This is a genomic window from Pseudomonas sp. S3_B08 (genome assembly GCF_054667725.1).
Window position 1 is genome coordinate 5,299,540 of the sequence record NZ_CP162750.1, and the last position, 21,150, is coordinate 5,320,689.

The 21,150-nt window shown below is 60.2% G+C and carries 11 protein-coding genes; 5 read left to right on the plus strand and 6 right to left on the minus strand.

Going from position 1 to position 21,150, the window contains the following annotated elements; all coding sequences use genetic code 11:
• Window positions 1-86: 86 nt before the first annotated feature.
• Complete coding sequence (putA, locus tag AB4N73_RS23985; RefSeq protein WP_056787440.1) at window positions 87-4,040, minus strand: trifunctional transcriptional regulator/proline dehydrogenase/L-glutamate gamma-semialdehyde dehydrogenase; 3,954 nt, start codon at window positions 4,038-4,040, stop codon at window positions 87-89.
• A gap of 458 nt (window positions 4,041-4,498) precedes the next feature.
• Between putA and putP the strand changes: the two genes are divergently transcribed.
• The 5 genes from putP (at window position 4,499) to AB4N73_RS24010 (ending at window position 10,708) form a co-directional block, all read left to right on the plus strand.
• Window positions 4,499-5,983: a sodium/proline symporter PutP gene (gene putP, locus AB4N73_RS23990; RefSeq protein ID WP_252868675.1), complete on the plus strand. Its 1,485-nt coding sequence runs from the start codon at window positions 4,499-4,501 to the stop codon at window positions 5,981-5,983.
• A gap of 350 nt (window positions 5,984-6,333) precedes the next feature.
• On the plus strand, window positions 6,334-8,349 hold the full coding sequence (locus tag AB4N73_RS23995) for a type VI secretion system Vgr family protein (protein WP_150638078.1): 2,016 nt from the start codon (window positions 6,334-6,336) through the stop codon (window positions 8,347-8,349).
• Complete coding sequence (locus AB4N73_RS24000; RefSeq protein WP_460142627.1) at window positions 8,330-9,052, plus strand: DUF4123 domain-containing protein; 723 nt, start codon at window positions 8,330-8,332, stop codon at window positions 9,050-9,052. The genes AB4N73_RS23995 and AB4N73_RS24000 overlap by 20 nt, the downstream gene beginning before the upstream one ends.
• A 331-nt stretch (window positions 9,053-9,383) precedes the next feature.
• Window positions 9,384-9,704 carry a hypothetical protein gene (locus AB4N73_RS24005; RefSeq protein ID WP_056787448.1) on the plus strand — a complete coding sequence of 107 codons (321 nt, stop codon included), beginning with the start codon at window positions 9,384-9,386 and terminating at the stop codon, window positions 9,702-9,704.
• 164 nt (window positions 9,705-9,868) lie between these two features.
• Entirely contained in the window at window positions 9,869-10,708 is an 840-nt protein-coding gene (locus AB4N73_RS24010) for a 23S rRNA (adenine(2030)-N(6))-methyltransferase RlmJ (protein WP_016772007.1), read from the plus strand.
• A gap of 124 nt (window positions 10,709-10,832) precedes the next feature.
• On the opposite strand, the gene msrA is transcribed toward AB4N73_RS24010, so the two are convergent.
• The 5 genes from msrA to aceE form a co-directional block, all read right to left on the minus strand.
• A complete protein-coding gene (gene msrA, locus AB4N73_RS24015; RefSeq protein ID WP_460094329.1) occupies window positions 10,833-11,498 on the minus strand; it encodes a peptide-methionine (S)-S-oxide reductase MsrA in 666 nt (221 codons plus the stop codon).
• A gap of 195 nt (window positions 11,499-11,693) precedes the next feature.
• Window positions 11,694-14,390, minus strand: coding sequence for a putative bifunctional diguanylate cyclase/phosphodiesterase (locus AB4N73_RS24020; RefSeq protein WP_460142628.1), 2,697 nt, complete (start codon window positions 14,388-14,390; stop codon window positions 11,694-11,696).
• Window positions 14,391-14,644: 254 nt separating this feature from the next.
• A complete protein-coding gene (locus tag AB4N73_RS24025) occupies window positions 14,645-16,042 on the minus strand; it encodes an alkaline phosphatase D family protein (RefSeq protein ID WP_460142629.1) in 1,398 nt (465 codons plus the stop codon).
• A gap of 277 nt (window positions 16,043-16,319) precedes the next feature.
• Window positions 16,320-18,278: a dihydrolipoyllysine-residue acetyltransferase gene (aceF, locus tag AB4N73_RS24030; RefSeq protein ID WP_460142630.1), complete on the minus strand. Its 1,959-nt coding sequence runs from the start codon at window positions 18,276-18,278 to the stop codon at window positions 16,320-16,322.
• 11 nt (window positions 18,279-18,289) lie between these two features.
• Window positions 18,290-20,935, minus strand: a complete 2,646-nt coding sequence (aceE, locus tag AB4N73_RS24035) for a pyruvate dehydrogenase (acetyl-transferring), homodimeric type (protein WP_024011316.1) — start codon at window positions 20,933-20,935, stop codon at window positions 18,290-18,292.
• Window positions 20,936-21,150 lie beyond the last annotated feature (215 nt).

Consider the following 21,150-nt stretch of genomic DNA (forward strand, 5'->3'; position numbering starts at 1 on the left):
CTGAAACGCCGTCTTCGCGAGCAGGCTCGCTGCCGGAGGGTATTGCTTACCAGGCAACCATTGCAGTCGCCTGGACTTACAGCGGTTTAACCGATCGTCATCAGACTGGCATTGCCTCCAGCAGCAGCCGTGTTAACGCTCAATGCCCGCTCGATCACCAGGCGCTCCAGGGCAATGTTGGTCTCGCCCTGGGACAGTCCCTGAACGCCAACGATCGCGCCGCCACGCTGGGCGATCTGCTGGCAGACGCCGCGCAACTGGTCGGAGTGGCCGTGATGCAGCACTGCATCGAAGACCACTTCGTCCTTGTTCCAGTCGGCAACGCGTTTGATCCGCGCCTGGACTTCCTTCGGCAGACGGGCGAGCAACGCCTTGGTCAGCTCGGTTTCCGGCCACACCGCCGAACCGCCCACTGCCAGCACCGCCGCCAGTTGCGTCAGCAGATCACCTTCAACTTCCGCCAGGCACAGCACGTGCTCGCGCGGCAGGATGGCGTAGCTGTTTTTCTCGCCGGTCGGGCCAGCCAGCACGCGGGTGATGCCGCTCTGCGATTGTGCTGCGTATTGCACGCACAGGGTGCTCAGATCGGCGAACTTGTTGTTGTCGGCCCAGGCTTTCAGAGCGTTCAACGATTGGCTCATGGCATCGCGCAAGCGCACGTCCGGGGCGACGATGGCGTCACCGCGAGCGAAGGATTGCTCGATGGCGTCGCTAGGACGCGTCGACAGCAAACGGTACAGATACAGCGGGCCGCCGGCTTTCGGGCCAGTACCCGACAGGCCTTCGCCGCCGAATGGCTGCACGCCGACCACGGCACCGACGATGTTGCGGTTGACGTAGACGTTACCGGCGTTGACGTTGTCGATCACCTTGGCGATGGTCTCGTCGATGCGCGTGTGCACGCCCAGCGTCAGGCCGTAACCGGAGGCGTTGATCTGGCCGATCAGTTGATCCAGCTCTTTGCGCTTGTAGCGCACCACGTGCAGTACCGGGCCGAAGATCTCGCGTTGCAGTTCGTCGAAGCTTTCCAGCTCGATCAGGGTCGGCATGACGAAGGTGCCGCGCTTGATCTCTTCGCTGTCGGCAATCGCAACCTGGTAAACATTGCGACCTTTGTCGCGCATGCCCTGGATGTGCTTGTCGATGCCGGCCTTGGCTTCGGCGTCGATCACCGGGCCGATGTCCACGGACAGACGCTCGGGGTTGCCGAGACGGCTTTCGGCCATGGCACCCTTGAGCATTTCGATGACGCGATCGGCGGAATCTTCCTGCAGGCACAGCACGCGCAGTGCCGAGCAACGCTGGCCGGCGCTGTCGAAGGCCGACGACACCACGTCGATCACCACTTGTTCAGTCAGTGCCGAGGAATCGACGATCATCGCGTTCTGGCCACCGGTTTCGGCGATCAGCGGAATCGGACGGCCCTGGCTGTCGAGACGGCCAGCGATGTTGCGTTGCAGCAAGCGCGCGACTTCGGTGGAACCGGTGAACATCACGCCTTTGACGCGTTCGTCACCGACCAGACCGGCGCCGACGGTTTCACCGCGCCCCGGCAGCAGTTGCAGCACGCCTTCCGGGATGCCGGCTTCGAGCATCAGGCGCACAGCCTGAGCCGCTACCAGCGGAGTCTGCTCGGCCGGTTTGGCCAGTACCGGATTACCGGCAGCCAATGCCGCAGCGACCTGGCCGCTGAAGATTGCCAGCGGGAAGTTCCACGGGCTGATGCACACCACCGGGCCCAGTGGGCGGTGGGCGTCGTTGCTGAAATCGTTGCGCGCCTGCACCGCGTAATAACGCAGGAAGTCGACGGCTTCGCGGACTTCGGCGATGGCGTTGGCGTAGGTCTTGCCGGCTTCGCGAGCCAGCAGGCCCATCAGCGGCTGGATCTCGCCTTCCATCAGGTCAGCGGCACGTTCCAGGATCGCCGCACGTTCGGCCGGCGGGGTGGCCTGCCAGATCGGCGCGGCGTTCAGCGCGCATTGAATGGCGCTGTCGACATCTTCAACGGTAGCTTCTTGAACATGACCGACCACATCGCGGTGATCGGACGGGTTCAGCACGGCGACCGGCGTTTCGTTGCTGGACGCGCAACCGAGCATCGGCGCGGCTTTCCAGTCGTTGTGCGCGGTGGCGAGCAGGGCGCAGGACAGCGAGGCCAGACGATGTTCGTTGGCCATGTCGATGCCGCTCGAGTTGGCGCGCTCGGCACCGTACAGGTCACGCGGCAGCGGAATGCGCGGGTGCGGCAGGCCGAAACCACCTTCCACGGTGGCCATCTGCTCGATCTGCGCCACCGGATCGGCCACCAGTTCCTGAATCGAAATCGACTGGTCGGCGATACGGTTGACGAACGAAGTGTTGGCACCGTTTTCCAGCAGACGACGCACCAGGTACGCCAGCAGGGTTTCGTGGGTGCCGACCGGTGCGTACACACGGCACGGACGGTTCAGCTTGCCTTCGGCAACCTTGCCGACAACCTGCTCGTAGAGCGGTTCGCCCATGCCGTGCAGGCACTGGAACTCGTACTGGCCCGGGTAATAGTTCTGACCGGCGATGTGGTAGATCGCCGACAGGGTGTGGGCGTTGTGCGTAGCGAATTGCGGGTAGATGACTTCCGGTACCGACAGCAGTTTGCGTGCGCACGCAATGTAGGAAACGTCGGTGTAAACCTTGCGGGTGTAGACCGGATAGCCTTCCAGACCTTCGACCTGGGCGCGCTTGATTTCGCTGTCCCAGTACGCGCCTTTTACCAGACGGATCATCAGGCGATGACGGCTGCGGCGGGCCAGATCGATCACGTAGTCGATCACGTACGGGCAACGCTTCTGGTAAGCCTGGATGACGAAACCGATGCCGTTCCAGCCAGTCAGCTGCGGCTCGAAGCACAGGCGCTCAAGCAGATCCAACGACAGCTCGAGGCGGTCGGCTTCTTCGGCGTCGATGTTCAGGCCGATGTCGTATTGCTTGGCCAGCAGGGTCAGCGACAGCAGGCGCGGATACAGCTCGTCCATCACGCGCTCGTACTGCGCACGGCTGTAGCGCGGGTGCAGCGCCGAGAGCTTGATGGAGATGCCCGGGCCTTCATAAATCCCACGGCCGTGGGACGCTTTGCCGATCGAGTGGATCGCCTGTTCGTACGAGGCCAGGTATTTCTGTGCGTCGACTTCGGTGAGTGCCGCTTCACCGAGCATGTCGTAGGAATAACGGAAGCCCTTGGCTTCGAACTTGCTCGCATTGGCCAGTGCTTCGGCGATGGTTTCGCCGGTAACGAACTGCTCGCCCATCAGGCGCATGGCCATGTCGACGCCCTTGCGGATCATCGGCTCGCCGCTCTTGCCGATGATGCGGCTCAGCGACGAGGTCAGGCCGGCTTCGTTGTGAGTGGAAACCAGTTTGCCAGTCAGCAGCAGACCCCAGGTCGCAGCGTTGACGAACAGCGAAGGGCTGTTGCCCAGGTGCGGATGCCAGTTGCCGGTGCTGATCTTGTCGCGGATCAGCGCATCGCGGGTGCCTTTGTCCGGGATGCGCAGCAGCGCTTCGGCCAGGCACATCAGCGCCACGCCTTCCTGGGACGACAGGGAAAATTCCTGCAGCAGGCCCTGAACAATACCGGCACGACCGCCGGCACTTTTCTGGTTACGCAGTTTTTCGGCGATGGTCGCCGCGAGCTTGTTGGTGGCTTCGGCCATCGGGGCCGGCAGTCGTGCCTGCTCGATCAGCATTGGCACCACTTCCGGCTCAGGGCGGCGGTAAGCAGCGGTGATTGAAGCACGCAGCACCGATTGCGGCAGAATGCTTTCAGCGAACTCGAGGAAGCATTGGTGAGCGTGATCGGTCTGCACTTCGCCTGCGTCATCGGCGTCTTTGGCGGTCAAACCGTTCAACTCGGTCAGGGTTGCACCACCCTCGAGTTTTTCCAGGTAATTGAAAATTGCCTGCTTGATCAGCCAGTGCGGCGTGCGATCAATCGAGGTTGCGGCAGCCTTCAGGCGCTCGCGGGTCGGGTCATCGAGTTTGACCCCAAGGGTGGTGGTAGCCATATTTTTATCCTCATGGTTGCCACAGTTGCGTGGCATCAGCTGGCCGCAAGATTAGCCGTGCGCTGAATGAGGTGCAACCGGGTGCAACCCTTTTTTTGCCGGAATAATACGCAGCTCGTCAGGAAATAATTTCTGGTACGAAAGTGCTGCTCCTGCTTGGTGCTTTTACTTCTAGCAAAGAGGCGTGACTGCCACAAAAGGGAGCAAAAACGGGGTGATCGTCGATTAATCCGCCTGGGTGCAACTAATTCTCGCGAAACTGGTTGCACCTTATTTGCTTTGTTGCATAGCATTCGCCGCCAAGGTGCAACCGGGAATAACCCGGTGTACCGGCTGATGGCTTTCCTGGGGAAACATCAGTCTTAAATGCGCGGGATCCCGGATCGTCTGCCAAACGTCGTCGTTTGCGAGCGGTTCACTACCGCCGCTACATAAAAACAAAGCCAGGGCGTAACTCAATGAGCGTAAGCAATCCAACCCTGATCACATTCGTGATCTACATCGCAGCAATGGTGCTGATCGGCTTGATGGCCTATCGCTCCACCAACAACCTTTCTGACTATATTCTCGGTGGTCGCAGCCTCGGCAGCGTCGTCACCGCGCTGTCTGCCGGTGCCTCCGACATGAGCGGCTGGTTGCTGATGGGCCTGCCGGGCGCCATCTACATGTCCGGTCTGTCTGAAAGCTGGATCGCCATCGGCCTGATCGTCGGTGCCTACCTGAACTGGCTGTTCGTCGCCGGCCGTCTGCGTGTGCAGACCGAGCACAACGGCGATGCCCTGACTCTGCCGGATTACTTTTCCAGCCGTTTCGAAGATAAAAGCGGCTTGCTGCGGATTATCTCGGCGATCGTGATTCTGGTGTTCTTTACCATCTACTGCGCTTCCGGCATCGTCGCTGGTGCGCGTCTGTTCGAAAGCACGTTCGGCATGACCTACGAAACGGCGCTGTGGGCCGGTGCTGCGGCGACGATTGCCTACACCTTCATCGGCGGTTTCCTCGCGGTGAGCTGGACCGACACCGTCCAAGCCACGCTGATGATCTTCGCGCTGATCCTTACGCCTATCATCGTCCTGCTGGCCACTGGCGGCGTCGATACCACGTTCCTGGCCATCGAAGCGCAGGATCCGAGCAACTTCGACATGCTCAAAGGCACCACCTTCATCGGCATCATCTCGCTGATGGGTTGGGGTCTGGGCTACTTCGGCCAGCCACACATCCTCGCGCGTTTCATGGCGGCGGATTCGGTGAAGTCGATCGCCAAGGCGCGTCGCATTTCCATGGCCTGGATGATCCTCTGCCTGGGCGGCACCGTGGCGGTGGGCTTCTTCGGTATCGCTTACTTCTCGGCGCACCCGGAAGTGGCCGGTCCGGTCACCGAGAACCCGGAGCGCGTGTTCATCGAACTGGCGAAAATCCTCTTCAACCCATGGGTTGCCGGTGTGCTGCTGTCGGCCATTCTGGCTGCGGTAATGAGCACCCTGAGCTGCCAGTTGCTGGTGTGCTCGAGCGCCCTGACCGAAGACTTCTACAAGACCTTCCTGCGCAAGTCCGCCTCCCAGCTTGAGCTGGTCTGGGTCGGTCGTGCCATGGTGCTGCTGGTAGCCTTGATTGCTATCGCGATGGCTGCCAACCCGGAAAACCGCGTACTGGGTCTGGTGTCCTACGCCTGGGCCGGTTTCGGTGCTGCGTTCGGTCCGGTGGTGCTGATCTCGGTCGTCTGGAAAGACATGACCCGCAACGGCGCACTGGCCGGTATTCTGGTCGGCGCGATCACCGTGGTGGTCTGGAAGCATTTCGAACTGCTGGGTCTGTACGAAATCATTCCGGGCTTCATCTTCGCCAGCCTGGCCATCTACTTTGTCAGCAAGGCGGGTGAACCGACTCGCGGCATGGTTGAGCGTTTCGAGGCAGCGGAAAAAGACTTCCATCTGAACAAGTGATGGACTGAGCTTCGGCTCACATGAAAACGGCCCGCTTCCTACCGGAGGCGGGCCGTTTTTTATGGCCTGTGATTTCTCGAATCCTGTGGAAATCCATTGTGGGAGCGAGCCTGCTCGCGAATGCGATTGATCATTCAATGAATGTATCGACTGACATGCCGCTTTCGCGAGCAGGCTCGCTCCCACAGGGTGGGTGGCAGGTTTGATTGAATTGTCTGTAGTCGAACGGCCGAATTAACAAGGTCCTTTCAGCAAACCACGTAGGGCAAATCTGAATTTCCCGTCACCTGCTCATCACCCCTTGCCCCTCATGCAGAATCGCCCGCCCTCACACTGCAGAGAGACATCGGATGTTCGCGCCTGCCAATCAACCGCGTTTCACGTTGACCCTCGAAGGCGCCCAGCATGACCTCAAGGTCCTTGAGTTCACGGGCAGGGAAGCCATCAGCCAACCCTTTCGCTTCGAGCTGGAACTGGTCAGCGAGCGGCCGGACCTGGATCTGGAAAGCCTGCTGCATGGTCAGGCGTTTCTGAGTTTCGATGCTCAGGGTTGCGGTATTCATGGTCAGATTTATCAGGTCGGGCAGGGCGATTCCGGGAAACGTCTGACACGCTATCACCTCAGCCTTGTCCCGCGTCTGACGTATCTGGGGCATCGCATCAACCAGCGGATTTTTCAGCATCAGAACGTGCCGCAAATTGTCACGCAGATCCTCAAGGACCATTCGATCCTGCGCGATGCCTTTGAATTTCGCCTGGGCAGCGAATACCCGGAGCGCGAATACTGCGTGCAATACGCCGAAAGCGATCTGGCCTTCATCCAGCGTCTGTGTGCCGAAGTCGGCATTCATTACCACTTTCAACACAGCCCCGAAGGCCATTTGCTGGTATTCGGCGACGACCAGACCGTGTTCCCCAAGCTGCCCGAGCCGACGCTGTATCTGCCGGGCAGCGGCATGTCGGCGGGCGCGCCGGCGATTCAGCGTTTCAATGTGCGCGTGGAAACCCGCACCAGCGTCGTCACCCGGCGCGACTACAACTTCGAAAAACCACGCCTGTCGCTGGAAAGTCGCAGTGACGGCGAGCAGCGTCCAGTGCTGGAGGACTATCACTTTCCCGGTCAATTCAATGATCGCGAAACCGGCAAAGGCCTGACGCGCCGCGCGCTTGAACGTCATGTCGCCGATTACCGTCAAGCCGAAGGCACCAGCGACGAATCCTCGCTGGTCTGTGGGCATTTCCTGCAACTCACCGAGCATCCGCGCAGCGACTGGAATGATCTGTGGTTACTCACCTGTATCGAGCATCGCGGCCGCCAGCCGCAGGTACTGGAGGAGTCGGTGACCAGCGATGGCGAATCCTTTCAGGGTTATCGCAATACTTTCGTTGCCACGCCGTGGGACGTGGTCTTTCGTCCGGCACTGTGCCTGGAAAAACCGCGCATGTCGGGCTACCAACCTGCCGTGGTCACCGGCCCGAAAGATCTGGAAATCCATTGCGATGAATACGGCCGGGTCAAGGTGCAACTGGCCTGGGACCGCGATGGCGAACTCAACGAGCACTCCAGTTGCTGGCTGCGCGTTGCGACCGGTTGGGCTCACGATCACTACGGCAGCGTGTTGATTCCGCGCGTCGGCATGGAAGTTTTGGTCGGCTTCATTGATGGCGATGCCGACAAGCCGCTGGTCATGGGTTGCCTGCCGAATGCGGCGACCCCGGTGCCGCTGGATCTGCCGGCAGACAAGACCCGCAGTATCTTCCGCAGCCAGAGCAGTCCCGGCGGTGGCGGTTATAACGAACTGCGCATCGAGGACAAAAAGGGCGCCGAGGAAATCTACCTGCGTGCCCAGCGCAACTGGACCCAGCATGTGCTCAACGACCAGCAGTTGCAGGTCGACAACCAGCGCAGTGTGGTGGTCACCGGCACCGCCCGACATGAACTCAAGGCCGACGAGCAACGCATCACCCACGGCCAGCGCCAGACCGAAGTCAGGCAGGATGATCATTTGTCCGTGCTCGGCGACCGGCAGGTGCGGGTGAACAGCCAGGCCACCAGCGCCTCGGCGCAGATCCATATCAGCGCAGGCCAGCAAGTGGTCATTGATGGCGGCGCGAGCGCGACGATTCAGGCCGGCGGACAGTGGATCAACATCGGCCCCGGCGGAATTTTCAGCAGCGTGCCGATTGTTGTGGGTGGCGCGCCGATGGCGGCGACCAGCGCTGCGCCGGTGGTGCCGGGATTGCCGGAGAAACTGGCCGCTGCGCCGGCGGCGATTCTCACCGCCGCACAGATCATGAGTCTCAAAGGTGATGCGCCATTCTGCGAGGAGTGTGAGCGTTGTAAGGATGGTGTTTGTGCCGCGTGAGGAATTGACGCCTGAACAATGGCTGGCGCGGCAGCCGCTGCATGCGTCGGAAAAATTGTTCGCCATTTTCAGCCGCGCCAGCGACGCCGATGCCTTCAAAGCCTGGCAGGGCACGGCGAATCCGGTCTGGGCCGAGACAATTTATGCCGAGTGGGACGCGGTGATGCCCTACGTGGGAATTGTCGCTGCAGACAGTGAGTTTTTACGTTGGGTGGCGGAAACAGAATCCCGGGATTGGGGATGGTTGGCGGTGTCTTCGGCGGATCTTGACGTGCTGGTCGAACATTTCCGCAGCCTCACTCAAGTGCTGATGCCGGACGGTAAAACCGTGTTTTTCCGCTTTTGGGATGGTCGGTTTCTGCTGCCTCTTTTGCACTCTGAGGAGGTCAATTCCGCGCAATTGCTGCCAGTCGTTTCACGAGCCTTGATCAATGGCCAAGCCATCGAAATCGCGGGCCGTGCGCTGGTTTCGGGGCGGGTCTTTCCGTGGTGGAGCGTGCCGCAATCGCTCTTGGCGCAGACAGATGCAAGCGTACGCATCGCCAATGCTTTGCAATGGCTGAGCGAGGAGCAACCGGCCGTGTTCGAGGCGTTTCCCGAGGCTGTTTTGCGCTGCAAGGTCGGGCAGTTTTTCAAATTATCGATGTCGGAAGATTCGTCACGATCGTCCCTTCTGGAGTTTTTGCTGGCAGAGGCAGAGTGAAATTTCGGGGCAAACGCTTCGGACGTTTCCTTCGAATCGCGGCGGCTTTCATGAACTGGTGCGCGGTGGGTTGCAGGGATAGTCTTTTCGTTGTCGCCGCGAGAGCGTTGGCAGGATGAAGGATTCCCGCATTCATGACGTTACAGTTCGTTGGCTTTTTGCGGCACTTGGTTCAAGTCCGTAAGATCGTTCGCGGCGGCTGTGCGTGGGGCACGCTTCGGCGTGGCCGAGGTCCATGATTGCTCGGTTCCTACTCCCGCGCACAGCTGCCACCCTAACCCGTAGGAAGGTGTGATGGCGGCTCACGTTTATCAATCATGGGACCCGGAAAATGACCAATATGCATACTGATTCACCCTACGAAAAAATCACTCCTCACCCCGACAACCGCTTCATGGCCCTCACCGGCAATTGCAGCGACATGCCCAGCCTGTTCGTCGACACCCACGTGCCCCTCGACATCCTCATGGACGCCGCCAACCATCGCATCCGCGCCGTGGTCCAGGTCCTGGAAAACATGTGCATGCGCGGCTCGATCGAATGCGACTCCGTGATCCTCAGCGACTTCGCCCTGCTGTGCGCCATCCCATTGCGCGATGGCTGTGATGTGCTCGATGTCATCGGCAGACGCTTGCGCAGCATGCCCGCCTGAAGATCAGAAGATCGCAGCCTTCGGCAGCTCGAACAGAGTGAACGCGTATCCCGTGTAGGAGCTGCCGAAGGCTGCGATCTTTTGATGTTGAGGCCCGCTCGGCTGCGAACCCCTGACTTGCCGACCGGTAAAAGGTAAACTTTGCGGCCCTCGCAGGAGCAGCCATGAATTATCGTCACGCCTTCCATGCCGGCAATCACGCCGATGTGTTCAAACACCTGACCTTGACCCGCCTCATCGCTCTGATGTCGCGCAAGGAGCAGCCGTTTGCCTATCTCGACACGCACGCCGGCATCGGTCTGTATGACTTGCAGGGCGATCAGGCCAATCGCACCGGCGAGTACCTGGAAGGCATTGCGCGGTTGTGGGATCAGCCGGACCTGCCGGCGCTGACCGCCGATTACATGAAGGTGCTGCACGAGATGAACCCGGATGGCCAGTTGCGCTATTACCCGGGTTCGCCGGAGCTGGCACGACGTCTGACGCGGCCGCAGGATCGGGTGATGCTCAACGAGAAGCATCCCGAAGATGGCGTGTTGCTCAAGGACAACATGGCCGGCGATCGTCGGGTAAAAGTGCATCTGGGCGAGGGCTGGCACGTGGCGCGGGCGATGTTGCCGGTGCAGGAGAAGCGCGCGGTGATGCTGATCGATCCGCCGTTCGAGCAACTGGACGAGATGCAGCGCTGCGCGGCGTCGATGAAAGAAGCCATCGGCCGCATGCGCCAGACCGTGGCAGCGATCTGGTATCCGGTGAAGGATCAGCGTGCATTGCGGCGTTTCTATCAAGACCTGGCGGGCACGGGTGCGCCGAAGTTGCTGCGTGTGGAGCTGCTGGTGCATCCACTGGACACGCCGAACAGCCTGAACGGTTCCGGGCTGGCGATCGCCAATCCGCCGTGGGGGCTGGAGGAAGAACTGCGTGAGCTGCTGCCGTGGTTGTCGAAGAAGCTGGGGCAGACTCAGGGTGGCTGGCAGATGGATTGGTTGATTGCCGAGAGCTGATCACTGACTTATCGTTCCCACGCTCCGCGTGGGGATGCAGCCCGGGACGCTCCGCGTCCCAACAGCGGACGCAGAGCGTCCATTGAGGCATTCCCACGCAGAGCGTGGGAACGATCAGGCGGGGTTAGTCGCCCGCCAGGCTCGCAGGCATGCAAACGCCGGTGCCGCCAATCCCGCAATAACCCTCAGGGTTCTTCGCCAGATACTGCTGGTGATACGCCTCGGCAAAGTACACGGTCGGGGCCTGGTCGATCTCGGTGCTGATTTCACCCAGACCGGCCTTGGCCAGTTCCGCCTGATACACGTCTTTGCTCTTCAGCGCCGCGTCCAGATGCTCAGGCGAGGTCGCGTAGATCACCGAGCGGTACTGGGTGCCGATGTCGTTGCCCTGACGCATGCCCTGAGTCGGGTTGTGCAGTTCCCAGAACATCGCCAGCAGTTCTTCGTAACTGACTCGGGCCTTGTCATACACCACCAAGACCACTTCGGCGTGGCCGGTCAGGCCCGAGCAGACTTCTTCGTACGTCGGGTTCGGCGTGAAGCCGCCGGCGTAACCGACCACGGTGCTGACCACACCTTCGCGCTGCCAGAAACGTCGTTCCGCGCCCCAGAAGCAACCCAGACCGAAAATCGCAAAGTCGACGTCCTGAAAGAATGGACCGAGCAGCGGGGTGTCTTCGAAGACGAAGTGTTTTTCCGGCAGGGTCATCGCGGTTTCGCGGCCGGGCAGGGCTTGTTCTTTGGTTGGAAGCACGTTTTTGTTCACCAGAATTTCCGAGCGCAGAACCATGAGCGTTCCTCTCAGTCAGGTTGGAGGTAAAAAGTCAGACCGCCAGTGTGCCGAATGATGCCGGAATTCGCACTATCAAAACTGTGGGAGCGAGCCTGCTCGCGAAAGCGGGGTGTCAGGCGACGAAGATGTCGACGGTTTTATCGCCTTCGCGAGCAGGCTCGCTCCCACAAGGGATCTTCATAGAGGCAGGCTTTAGAGGCACAGCGGCCCACGCGGGTAGCGCTTGAGGGCTTTGATCAACTCGTCACCGGGAATCGGTCGGTCGAACAGATAACCCTGACCGACGTCGCAACGATGCCGGCGCAGGAACGCCAGTTGCTCGGCGGTTTCGATGCCTTCGGCGACCACCTTGAGTTTCAGGTTATGGGCCATGGCAATCACCGCGGAGGTGATTTCCATGTCGTCCTGATTGTCGGGGATTTCGTGGATGAAGCTGCGATCGATCTTGATGATGTCGATCGGGAATTTCTTCAGATAGCTCAGCGACGAGTACCCGGTGCCGAAGTCATCCATGGCCGGGGTCAGGCCCAGGCGCTTGAGCTGGTCGAGTTGCAAATGCGTGTCTTCGGTGGCTTCCAGCAGCAGGCCTTCGGTCAGCTCGAGTTCGAGCAGATTGGCCGGCAGCGCTTCTTCCCTGAGGATGTTGGCGATCGAGGCGACCAGATCCGGATCAGAGAACTGTTTCGGTGACAGATTGATTGCCACTTGCAGGTTGCCCAAGCCGGCAGCGGTCAAGGATTTGCTCATGCGGCACGCCTGACGCGCGATCCATTTGCCGATCGGAATGATCAGGCCGGTTTCCTCGGCGACGCTGATGAACTGATCCGGGCGGATCATGCCGCGCTCCGGGTGGTTCCAGCGCAACAGCGCTTCCATGCCCAGCAGGCGACCGCTGCGCAGGCACAGCTTGGGCTGGTAGAACACGTCCAGCTCGTTCTGCGTGAGGGCGCGGCGCAGGTTGTTCTCGACGAACAGTTTGTAACTGGCTTCAGCGTTCAGCGCTTCAGTGAACACCTGCAACTGGTGTTTGCCGTTGGCCTTGGCCTTGTGCAGCGCCAGGCCGGCGTTGCGCATCAGGGTCTGCGGGTCGCGGCCGTGCAGCGGCGCGCAGGCCAGGCCGACGGAGCCGGTGACGCTGATCAACTGATTGTCGACGAACATCGGCTTGTCGAGGGTCATCAGCAACTGACTGGCGATCTGCTGCCCGGCGTCAAGGTCGGTGTCGTCGAGCAACACGGCGAATTCGTTACTGGCAAAACGCGCCAGGCTGCCACTCGGGCTGAGGCTGTTGCGCAGGCGCCGGGCGAGGCTGATCAACAGTTTGTCGCCGGTCTGGTGACCGAGGCTGTCGTTGATCCGCTTGAAGTTGTCGATGTCCACCAGCAACAGGCTGATCGGCGTATCGCTGTCGCGGGCGAAACGCTCATCGAGATTGCGGATGAAGGCCGGACGGTTGCCGAGGTTGGTCAGGTTGTCGGTATAGGCCAGGCGCTCGATACGTTGCTGTGCGAGTTTAGTCTGGGTGATGTCTTCGTAGATGCCGATGTAATGCGTGAGTTCACGGTTATCGCCGTAGACCTTGGAGATCGACAGCTGGCCCCAGTACGGTTCGAGGTTCTTGCGTCGGCTCTTGAATTCGCCCTGCCAGCTGTTGCTCTGGGCCAGCGCCGAGGGCGCGTCGAACAGCAGTTCGCTTAGGTTTTCCAGCGCCGGCAATTCCGACAGGCGCTGGCCGTGGACTTCCTCGGTGGTGTACTGGGTGATCGCGGTGAAGCTCGGGTTGACGTACTCGACCACGCCGTCGCAGTTGACCAGCAAGAAGGCGTTGGCGCTTTGCTCGACCGCGCGTTGAAACAGGTGCAGGGCGCTGGTGGCAGTGCGTCGGTTGTGGTTGTTGATCACCTGCGCGAACTGGTCGGCCAGTTCGCCGGCAAAGGCGATTTCGTCGGACTGCCAGGCGCGGGTGACGCCGGTCTGTTCCAGGCACAACACGCCGACAACCTGGCCGTCGACGCGAATGCTGGCATCGAGCATGGCGTTGACGTCACGCGGACGCATCGCCTCGGCCATCTCGCGGGTACGCGGGTCGTGCATGGCGTTGTGGGCATCGATGGCGCGGCTGCTGTGCAGGGCTTCCATGTAGTCGGGGAAGCCGCTGATATCGATCGGCTCCGGCAGGATGTATTCCTGGGTCGCGCGATGGTAAGCGGAGATCGGCAGCAAGCGCTGGCCTTCGAGGTTCCACAGGCTGGCGCAGTCGATCTCGTAAATATCGCAGGCGCAGCGGGTGATCAGTTCGGCGGCTTCCTGCAGCGAGTTGTGCGTGCTGTAGCGCTGGCGTGCGAGCAGCAGAATCAGATCCTGCTGGGCACGCACGCGCTCCAGATGCTGCAGTTGTTCCTGCTGGGCACGCTGGTTCAGCTCAAGGGCGATTTGCAGGCGCGAGTTCTGGGTTTCCAGATCCACCGAAGGCAGCGACTGGGTTTCGTCGAACACCTCGTCGACCGCCAGCAGGTAGCCGCGCAGCAAGTGCCGGTTGTGCTGTTTGTAGGCTTCGCCCAGCTCGAGGATGTTCAACGCGCCGGCGGCGGTGTGCAGGGTGTAGCGCACCACGTAATGTGCGCTTTTGCTCAGTTGCTGCTGGATCGCATCGTGCAGTTGATAGCGCGCCTCGGGCTCCATCAGGCTGGCGTAAGGCGAGCCGACCAGTGCGCAGAGCTCGACGGCCGGCTGGCCAAACTGGCGTTCGCAGTTGGGATCGAGGAACAGCATTGCCCAACTCGCTTCATTCAAGCGCTCGAAACGCAGCATGCCGAGCCGCGAGGGCACAGGCAACTGCGTCACTACCTCGGCCGCCATACGGCTGGCGGCATCGGGCTGGCTCTTCATGAAGGAAACTCGCTTGGAAATATGCTGAATGCGCCGGGCTCTCGCCCTCTTGTCTGTTGGCTGCGGCAAGGTTGCATCATTGCGGCACCGACTGACAAGAGAGATGAAGGCCAAGTGCTATAAGAATATGTCGGCTGCAGTGAACATTTCTCCAGTGCACAACTGAAATGAGCACAAGATCGCAGCTTCACGCAGCCCCAACAGGGTAATGCGCCTTGTGTCGAAGCTGCCGAAGGCTGCGATCTTTGGGTGTTTCAACGCAATTTCATACTGATCGACTGCAAGTTCTTGCCATCGCGGTCATGGTAATTGACCAATATCTGATCAGCCTCGACGACCACATGCGCAAAATTGTCCTGACTCACCACTGCACTGGTCAGCTCGTGCCGATAATCCCCTGCCGCCGTGCGCACCAGCGGTTGATCGAGGATAAACGTTGAAGCCTTGGCATACGGCAGCAATTTGCTGTTGTGCAACGGCGAGGACACGATGGTGTGCACTTCTAAATCGGCGTCCTCGCTGTGAGACAGGCGACTTGTCAGAGAGCCATGAACGTCGCCGGAAACGAACACCACGTTCTTGATCCGATGAGTGCGGATGGTTTCCAGCAGGCGCAGACGCTGTTCGGGAAATGCTTTCCAGGCATCGTCCCCGTTGAACTTGCGATCGGGATAGAACATCACGCTGGTCACCACGAACTTCACTCGTGCCGGGCTATGGATCAGCCATTGCAGCAGGGCCTGTTCCTGCTCGATGTCGAGAATGCGCCGGTCTTCTTTCGAGAGGTTGCGTCGGGTGCGGCTGTCGGTGACGAACCAGGCGATATCGCTGTCGCCAAACTGATACCAGTAATGCTTCAACGTATCCCGGTCTATCTGACCCTTCTCATTACATGCATAAACCGGGCTGTGGCTGGCTTGATAAAGTTCATAAGCGGCCATGGCGTTGCGATATAAGTCCTCGTCCGCTGCGGTGGCATTGGCAGGCCAGTTATCTTCTATTTCGTGATCGTCGAGCATCATGTAAGTCGATGTATTGGACATCAGTCGCTGAATATTCGGTTGCGAAAATGCCGTTCGATATTTCTTCAGGATGTCTTTGGCTTCGCGATCCGGAGCAATGACATTCAAATCATCTACATACACTTGATCTCCGGTCATGATCACCGCGCTGACGGGTAGATGACTGTTCTCGACCAGTCGATTGATCGAGCCAAAGATGCGGTCGCCCAGTTGCGGCAAGGAAGCGACGCCAGCGGTAATCCGCAGATAACGGCACGAACCGACGACAAACCCCCGAGGCTGGCTGGCTTTCGCGGTGCGGGTGCGAAAGCGGTAGAGCTGTCGCGGCCATTGCAATGGAAACTCAATGACCGTGTCGATGGTATGGACCGGATTCATCGGACTTAACCAGCCGGCTTGATATTCGTATTCACAATCAGCTTCGAGATCCTGCAATACCAGTACACCCGACATGTCATTGGCCGGGTTCAAAAGTGCAAATACGCTGTTCGACCATTTTTCCGTGCCGGCCTTGCGAGCGCGAACTCCGGCAAATACACGTTTTTTGTCCTGTTGTTCGCCGCGCATGAAAATGCGCACTTGGTTAGTTGTGGTGTGGCCCACGATGGGGCCGATAGTCGGTTTGAACATGATCGATTCCGTTCGAGATTTTAATAAACAAGAATTAAATAAGCGGAGCGCGTTGAAGCAACTTTCCTGAGCAGAGGTTAGTTGGCCAGCGGCGGAAAATATTGGCGTTAAGTGGACCAGACCTGTGGCCGATGTCAGCGCAGGTTGTAGGAAAGAGGCGCGATCCGGTTTATTTCAGGCAAAAAAAAGCCCCGTCAATTGACGGGGTTGAGGTACGAGCGTGTGGCGCTCGAAAGGGTGCAGCAAGCGGCCCTCCGTCGCCGGAGGGCCGTTTGAGTTACAGCAGGATGGTGCGGATGTCGCCCAACAGACTGCCTAGACGCTGAGTGAAGCGTGCCGCTGCAGCGCCGTTGATCACGCGGTGATCGTAGGACAGCGACAGTGGCAGCATCAGCTTCGGCTGGAAGGCTTTGCCGTCCCAGACGGGCTGGATGGTTGCCTTGGACACACCGAGGATCGCCACTTCCGGCGCGTTGACGATCGGCGTGAAGCCGGTGCCGCCAATATGACCGAGGCTGGAAATGGTGAAGCAGGCGCCTTGCATCTCGTCCGAGGACAGCTTCTTGGTGCGGGCTTTCTCAGCCAGCGAAGCCGCTTCGGCTGCCAATTGCAGCAGGCTCTTTTGGTCGACGTTCTTGATGACCGGCACCAACAGGCCATCCGGAGTGTCGACGGCGAAGCCGATGTTGACGTATTTCTTGCGGATGATCGCCTTGCCGCTTGGCGCCAGCGAACTGTTGAAGTCCGGCAGCTCCTTGAGCAAGTGCGCGCAGGTCTTGAGCAGCAGCGGCAGGATGGTCAGCTTGACGCCAGCCTTCTCGGCCACGGCTTTCTGCGCAACACGGAAAGCTTCCAGCTCGGTGATGTCCGCCGAGTCGAATTGCGTCACGTGTGGCACGTTCAGCCAGCTGCGGTGCAGGTTGGCGGCGCCGACCTGCATCAGGCGGGTCATCGGCACTTCTTCGATTTCGCCGAAACGGCTGAAATCGACCACCGGGATCGGCGGAATGCCCGCACCACCGGTAGCGCCGCCGGCAGCGGCCGGGGCTTCCTTGGCCTTCTGCATCATCGCCTTGACGTAAACCTGCACGTCTTCCTTGAGGATGCGACCGTGCGGACCGCTGGCGCCAACGGCGCTCAGCTCGACGCCGAACTCACGGGCCAGTTGACGCACGGCAGGGCCGGCGTGAACTTTCGCGCCCGGCTTGGCCGGTGCGGCGGCTGGAGCGGCGGCAGCAGGTGCAGCGGCAGCCGGAGCAGCAGCGGCAGGTGCCGGAGCGCTCGGAGCTGCGGCAGCTGGAGCCGGGGCAGCAGCAGGTGCCGCGCCTTTGATTTTCAGCTTGAGGATCAGGTCGCCGGTACCGACTTCGTCATCCAGCTTGATGGAAACGCTTTCCACCACGCCAGCGGCAGGCGATGGGATTTCCATGCTTGCCTTGTCGGATTCCAGGGTGATCAGCGACTGGTCGGCTTCAACGGTATCGCCCGCCTTGACCAACACTTCGATGATCTTGGCTTTGCCAGCCGAGCCGATGTCCGGAACGTGGATGTCCTGAACGCTGTCGGCAACCGGTGCTGCTGGCGCGGCTGCCGGAGCAGGCGCAGCGGCAGCGGCCGGTGCAGCAGCCTGGGCCGGAGCGGCAGCCGCAGGGGCCGCAGCACCCGCCACTTCCAGATCCAGAATCAGGTCGCCAGTGCCGACTTCGTCGTTGAGCTTGACGCTGATGGCCTTGACCACGCCAGCGGCAGGCGACGGGATTTCCATGCTGGCCTTGTCGGATTCCAAGGTGATCAACGACTGATCAGCTTCGACGCTGTCGCCGACCTTGACCTGGATCTCGATGATCTGTGCCTTGCCCGACGAACCGATGTCCGGCACGTGCACTTGCTGTACCGAAGCGGCAGCAGGAGCAGCGGCAGGCGCGGCAGCAGCAGGTGTCGCAGCCGGTTTCTCTTCGGCTTTGGCAGGAGCAGCGGCAGGCGCAGGTGCCGCTTCAGCGGCGCCCTCGACTTCCAGCTCAAGCAGTTCGTCGCCTTCTTTCAGACGGTCGCCCAGCTTCACTTTCAGGCTCTTGATGACGCCGGCTTTCGGGGCCGGCACTTCCATGCTGGCCTTGTCCGATTCCAGGGTCAGGATGCTCTGGTCGGCTTCGATGCGGTCGCCGACCTTCACAAACAGTTCAATTACTTCACCTTCACCGCTGCCGATGTCAGGTACGCGAATGAGTTCGCTCACAAAATGTCTCCTCAGCAGTCCAGTGGGTTGCGTTTTTCCGGGTCGATGCCGAACTTGGCGATGGCTTCGGCCACAACCTTAGGTTCGATATCACCACGGTCAGCCAGTGCTTCCAGGGCTGCCAACACCACGAAATGACGGTCGACTTCGAAGAAATGACGCAGTTTCTTGCGGCTGTCGCTGCGGCCGAAACCGTCGGTGCCCAGGACTTTGAATTCCTTGGACGGTACCCACTGACGGATCTGCTCGGCGAACAGCTTCATGTAGTCGGTAGAAGCAATGACCGGACCTTTACGGCCGTTCAGGCACTCTTCGACGTAGCTCAGCTTAGGCTTCTGGCCAGGCTTGAGACGGTTGCTGCGCTCTACGGCGAGGCCGTCGCGACGCAGTTCGTTGAAGCTGGTAACGCTCCAGACGTCAGCGCCGATGTTGAACTCTTCACGCAAGATCTTCGCCGCTTCACGCACTTCACGCAGGATGGTGCCGGAGCCCATCAGCTGAACGTGGTGCGCCGCATCGCGAGTGTCTTCCTCGAGCAGGTACATGCCTTTCTTGATGCCTTCTTCGGCACCGGCCGGCATGGCTGGCTGCTGGTACGACTCGTTCATCACGGTGATGTAGTAGAAGATGTCCTGTTGCTCTTCGGTCATCTTCTTCATGCCGTCCTGAATGATCACCGCCAGCTCGTAGCCGTAGGTCGGATCGTAGGTGCGGCAGTTCGGGATGGTCGCGGCCAGCAGGTGGCTGTGACCGTCTTCGTGCTGCAGACCTTCACCGTTCAGGGTGGTACGCCCGGCGGTGCCGCCGATCAGGAAACCACGGGTACGGCTGTCGCCAGCGGCCCAGGCCAGGTCGCCGATACGCTGGAAGCCGAACATCGAGTAGAAGATGTAGAACGGCAGCATTGGCTGGTTGTGGCTGGAGTACGAAGTACCGGCAGCGATGAACGAGCTCATGGCGCCTGCTTCGTTGATGCCTTCTTCAAGGATCTGACCTTTCTGGTCTTCCTTGTAGAACATCACCTGGTCTTTATCGACTGGCTCGTAGAGCTGGCCGACGGAGGAGTAGATACCCAGCTGACGGAACATGCCTTCCATACCGAAGGTACGGGCTTCGTCCGGGATGATCGGGACGATGCGCGGGCCGATTTCCTTGTCCTTGACCAGTTGCGCGAGGATCCGCACGAAAGCCATGGTGGTGGAAATTTCACGGTCGCCCGAGCCATCGAGGATGGCTTTCAGAGTGTCCAGATCCGGAGTCGGTACGCTGAAGCTCTGCGCGCGGCGCTGTGGCACGAAACCGCCCAGTGCGGCACGGCGCTCGGCGAGGTAGCGGGCTTCGGCGCTGTTTGGCTCTGGTTTGAAGAACGGCAGGTTCTCCAGCTCCTCGTCCTTGACCGGGATGTCGAAGCGGTCGCGGAACAGCTTCAGGCTGTCGACGTCGACTTTCTTGGTGTTGTGCGCAGTGTTTTTCGCTTCGCCGGCACCGGTGCCATAACCCTTGATGGTCTTGGCGAGGATGACGGTCGGTTGTTCCTTGTGGTTGACCGCTTCGTGGTACGCCGCGTAGACCTTGTACGGGTCGTGGCCGCCACGGTTGAGTTTCCAGATCTCGTCGTCGGACAGATCGGCAACCATCGCCTTGAGTTCAGGCGTGTTGAAGAAATGCTCGCGAACGAACGCGCCGTCTTTGGCTTTGTAGTTCTGGTACTCGCCGTCGATGACTTCGTCCATGCGACGTTGCAGGATACCGTCGACGTCTTTGGCCAGCAGCGGGTCCCAGAAACGGCCCCAGATGACTTTGGTCACGTTCCACTGCGCACCACGGAACACGCCTTCGAGTTCCTGGATGATCTTGCCGTTGCCGCGAACCGGGCCGTCGAGGCGCTGCAGGTTGCAGTTGATGACGAAGATCAGGTTGTCCAGCTTCTCGCGGCCGGCCAGGGAGATCGCGCCCAGGGATTCCGGCTCGTCGCACTCGCCGTCGCCCAGGAAGCACCAGACTTTCTGTTTGCCCGGCTGGATGAAACCGCGGTGCTCCAGGTACTTCATGAAGCGCGCCTGGTAGATCGCCTGGATCGGACCCAGACCCATCGATACGGTCGGGAACTGCCAGAAGTCAGGCATCAGCCAAGGGTGCGGATAGGACGACAGGCCTTGACCATCGACTTCCTGACGGAAGTTGTTCATCTGGTCTTCGGTGATGCGGCCTTCCATGAATGCGCGGGCGTAAACGCCTGGCGAGGTGTGGCCCTGGAAGTAGATCAGGTCGCCGCCATGTTCGTCGGTCGGGGCCTGGAAGAAATAGTTGAAGCCGATGTCATACAGGGTCGCACTGGAAGCGAAGCTGGAGATGTGACCACCCAGGTCCGAATCTCGCAGGTTCGTGCGCATTACCATGGCCATCGCGTTCCAGCGTACCAGCGAGCGAATGCGGCGTTCCATGAACAGGTCGCCAGGCATGCGTGCTTCGTGGGTAACGGGGATCGTGTTGCGGTAAGGCGTGGTGATCGCGTAAGGGAGCTGCGAGCCGCTGCGGGTCGCGAGTTCGCCCATACGGGTCATCAGATAGTGAGCACGGTCTTCGCCTTCTTTGTCGAGAACCGATTCCAGGGCGTCCAGCCATTCCTGGGTTTCGACGGGATCGAGGTCTTGCATGGCTTGCTCCAGGGCGGAAAGGCTTCCAGAATCGGTTGCCTGAGTTTGCGACTGGCCTTGTGGGCAGACGATTTAAAATTCTTGGATTGCCGACAGGTTGTTCCGGCGGCGTGTAGTTTTACTACAAATCTTCCGGCATTTCAGCCTTTCGAATGTATAGACGAGTAGTAAAACTACAGATGAAAGGCTTGTGGCCTCCGACTGCGTTGTGAGAA

Excerpts from the sequence above, each read along its gene's own strand:
- AB4N73_RS24020 (WP_460142628.1), bottom strand. The coding sequence starts at position 14,390 with ATGAAGAGCCAGCCCGATGCCGCCAGCCGTATGGCGGCCGAGGTAGTG.
- AB4N73_RS24005 (WP_056787448.1), top strand. The coding sequence starts at position 9,384 with ATGACCAATATGCATACTGATTCACCCTACGAAAAAATCACTCCTCAC.
- msrA (WP_460094329.1), bottom strand. The coding sequence starts at position 11,498 with ATGGTTCTGCGCTCGGAAATTCTGGTGAACAAAAACGTGCTTCCAACC.
- AB4N73_RS24000 (WP_460142627.1), top strand. The coding sequence starts at position 8,330 with ATGGTGTTTGTGCCGCGTGAGGAATTGACGCCTGAACAATGGCTGGCG.
- aceE (WP_024011316.1), bottom strand. The coding sequence starts at position 20,935 with ATGCAAGACCTCGATCCCGTCGAAACCCAGGAATGGCTGGACGCCCTG.
- AB4N73_RS24025 (WP_460142629.1), bottom strand. The coding sequence starts at position 16,042 with ATGTTCAAACCGACTATCGGCCCCATCGTGGGCCACACCACAACTAAC.
- putP (WP_252868675.1), top strand. The coding sequence starts at position 4,499 with ATGAGCGTAAGCAATCCAACCCTGATCACATTCGTGATCTACATCGCA.
- putA (WP_056787440.1), bottom strand. The coding sequence starts at position 4,040 with ATGGCTACCACCACCCTTGGGGTCAAACTCGATGACCCGACCCGCGAG.
- AB4N73_RS23995 (WP_150638078.1), top strand. The coding sequence starts at position 6,334 with ATGTTCGCGCCTGCCAATCAACCGCGTTTCACGTTGACCCTCGAAGGC.
- AB4N73_RS24010 (WP_016772007.1), top strand. The coding sequence starts at position 9,869 with ATGAATTATCGTCACGCCTTCCATGCCGGCAATCACGCCGATGTGTTC.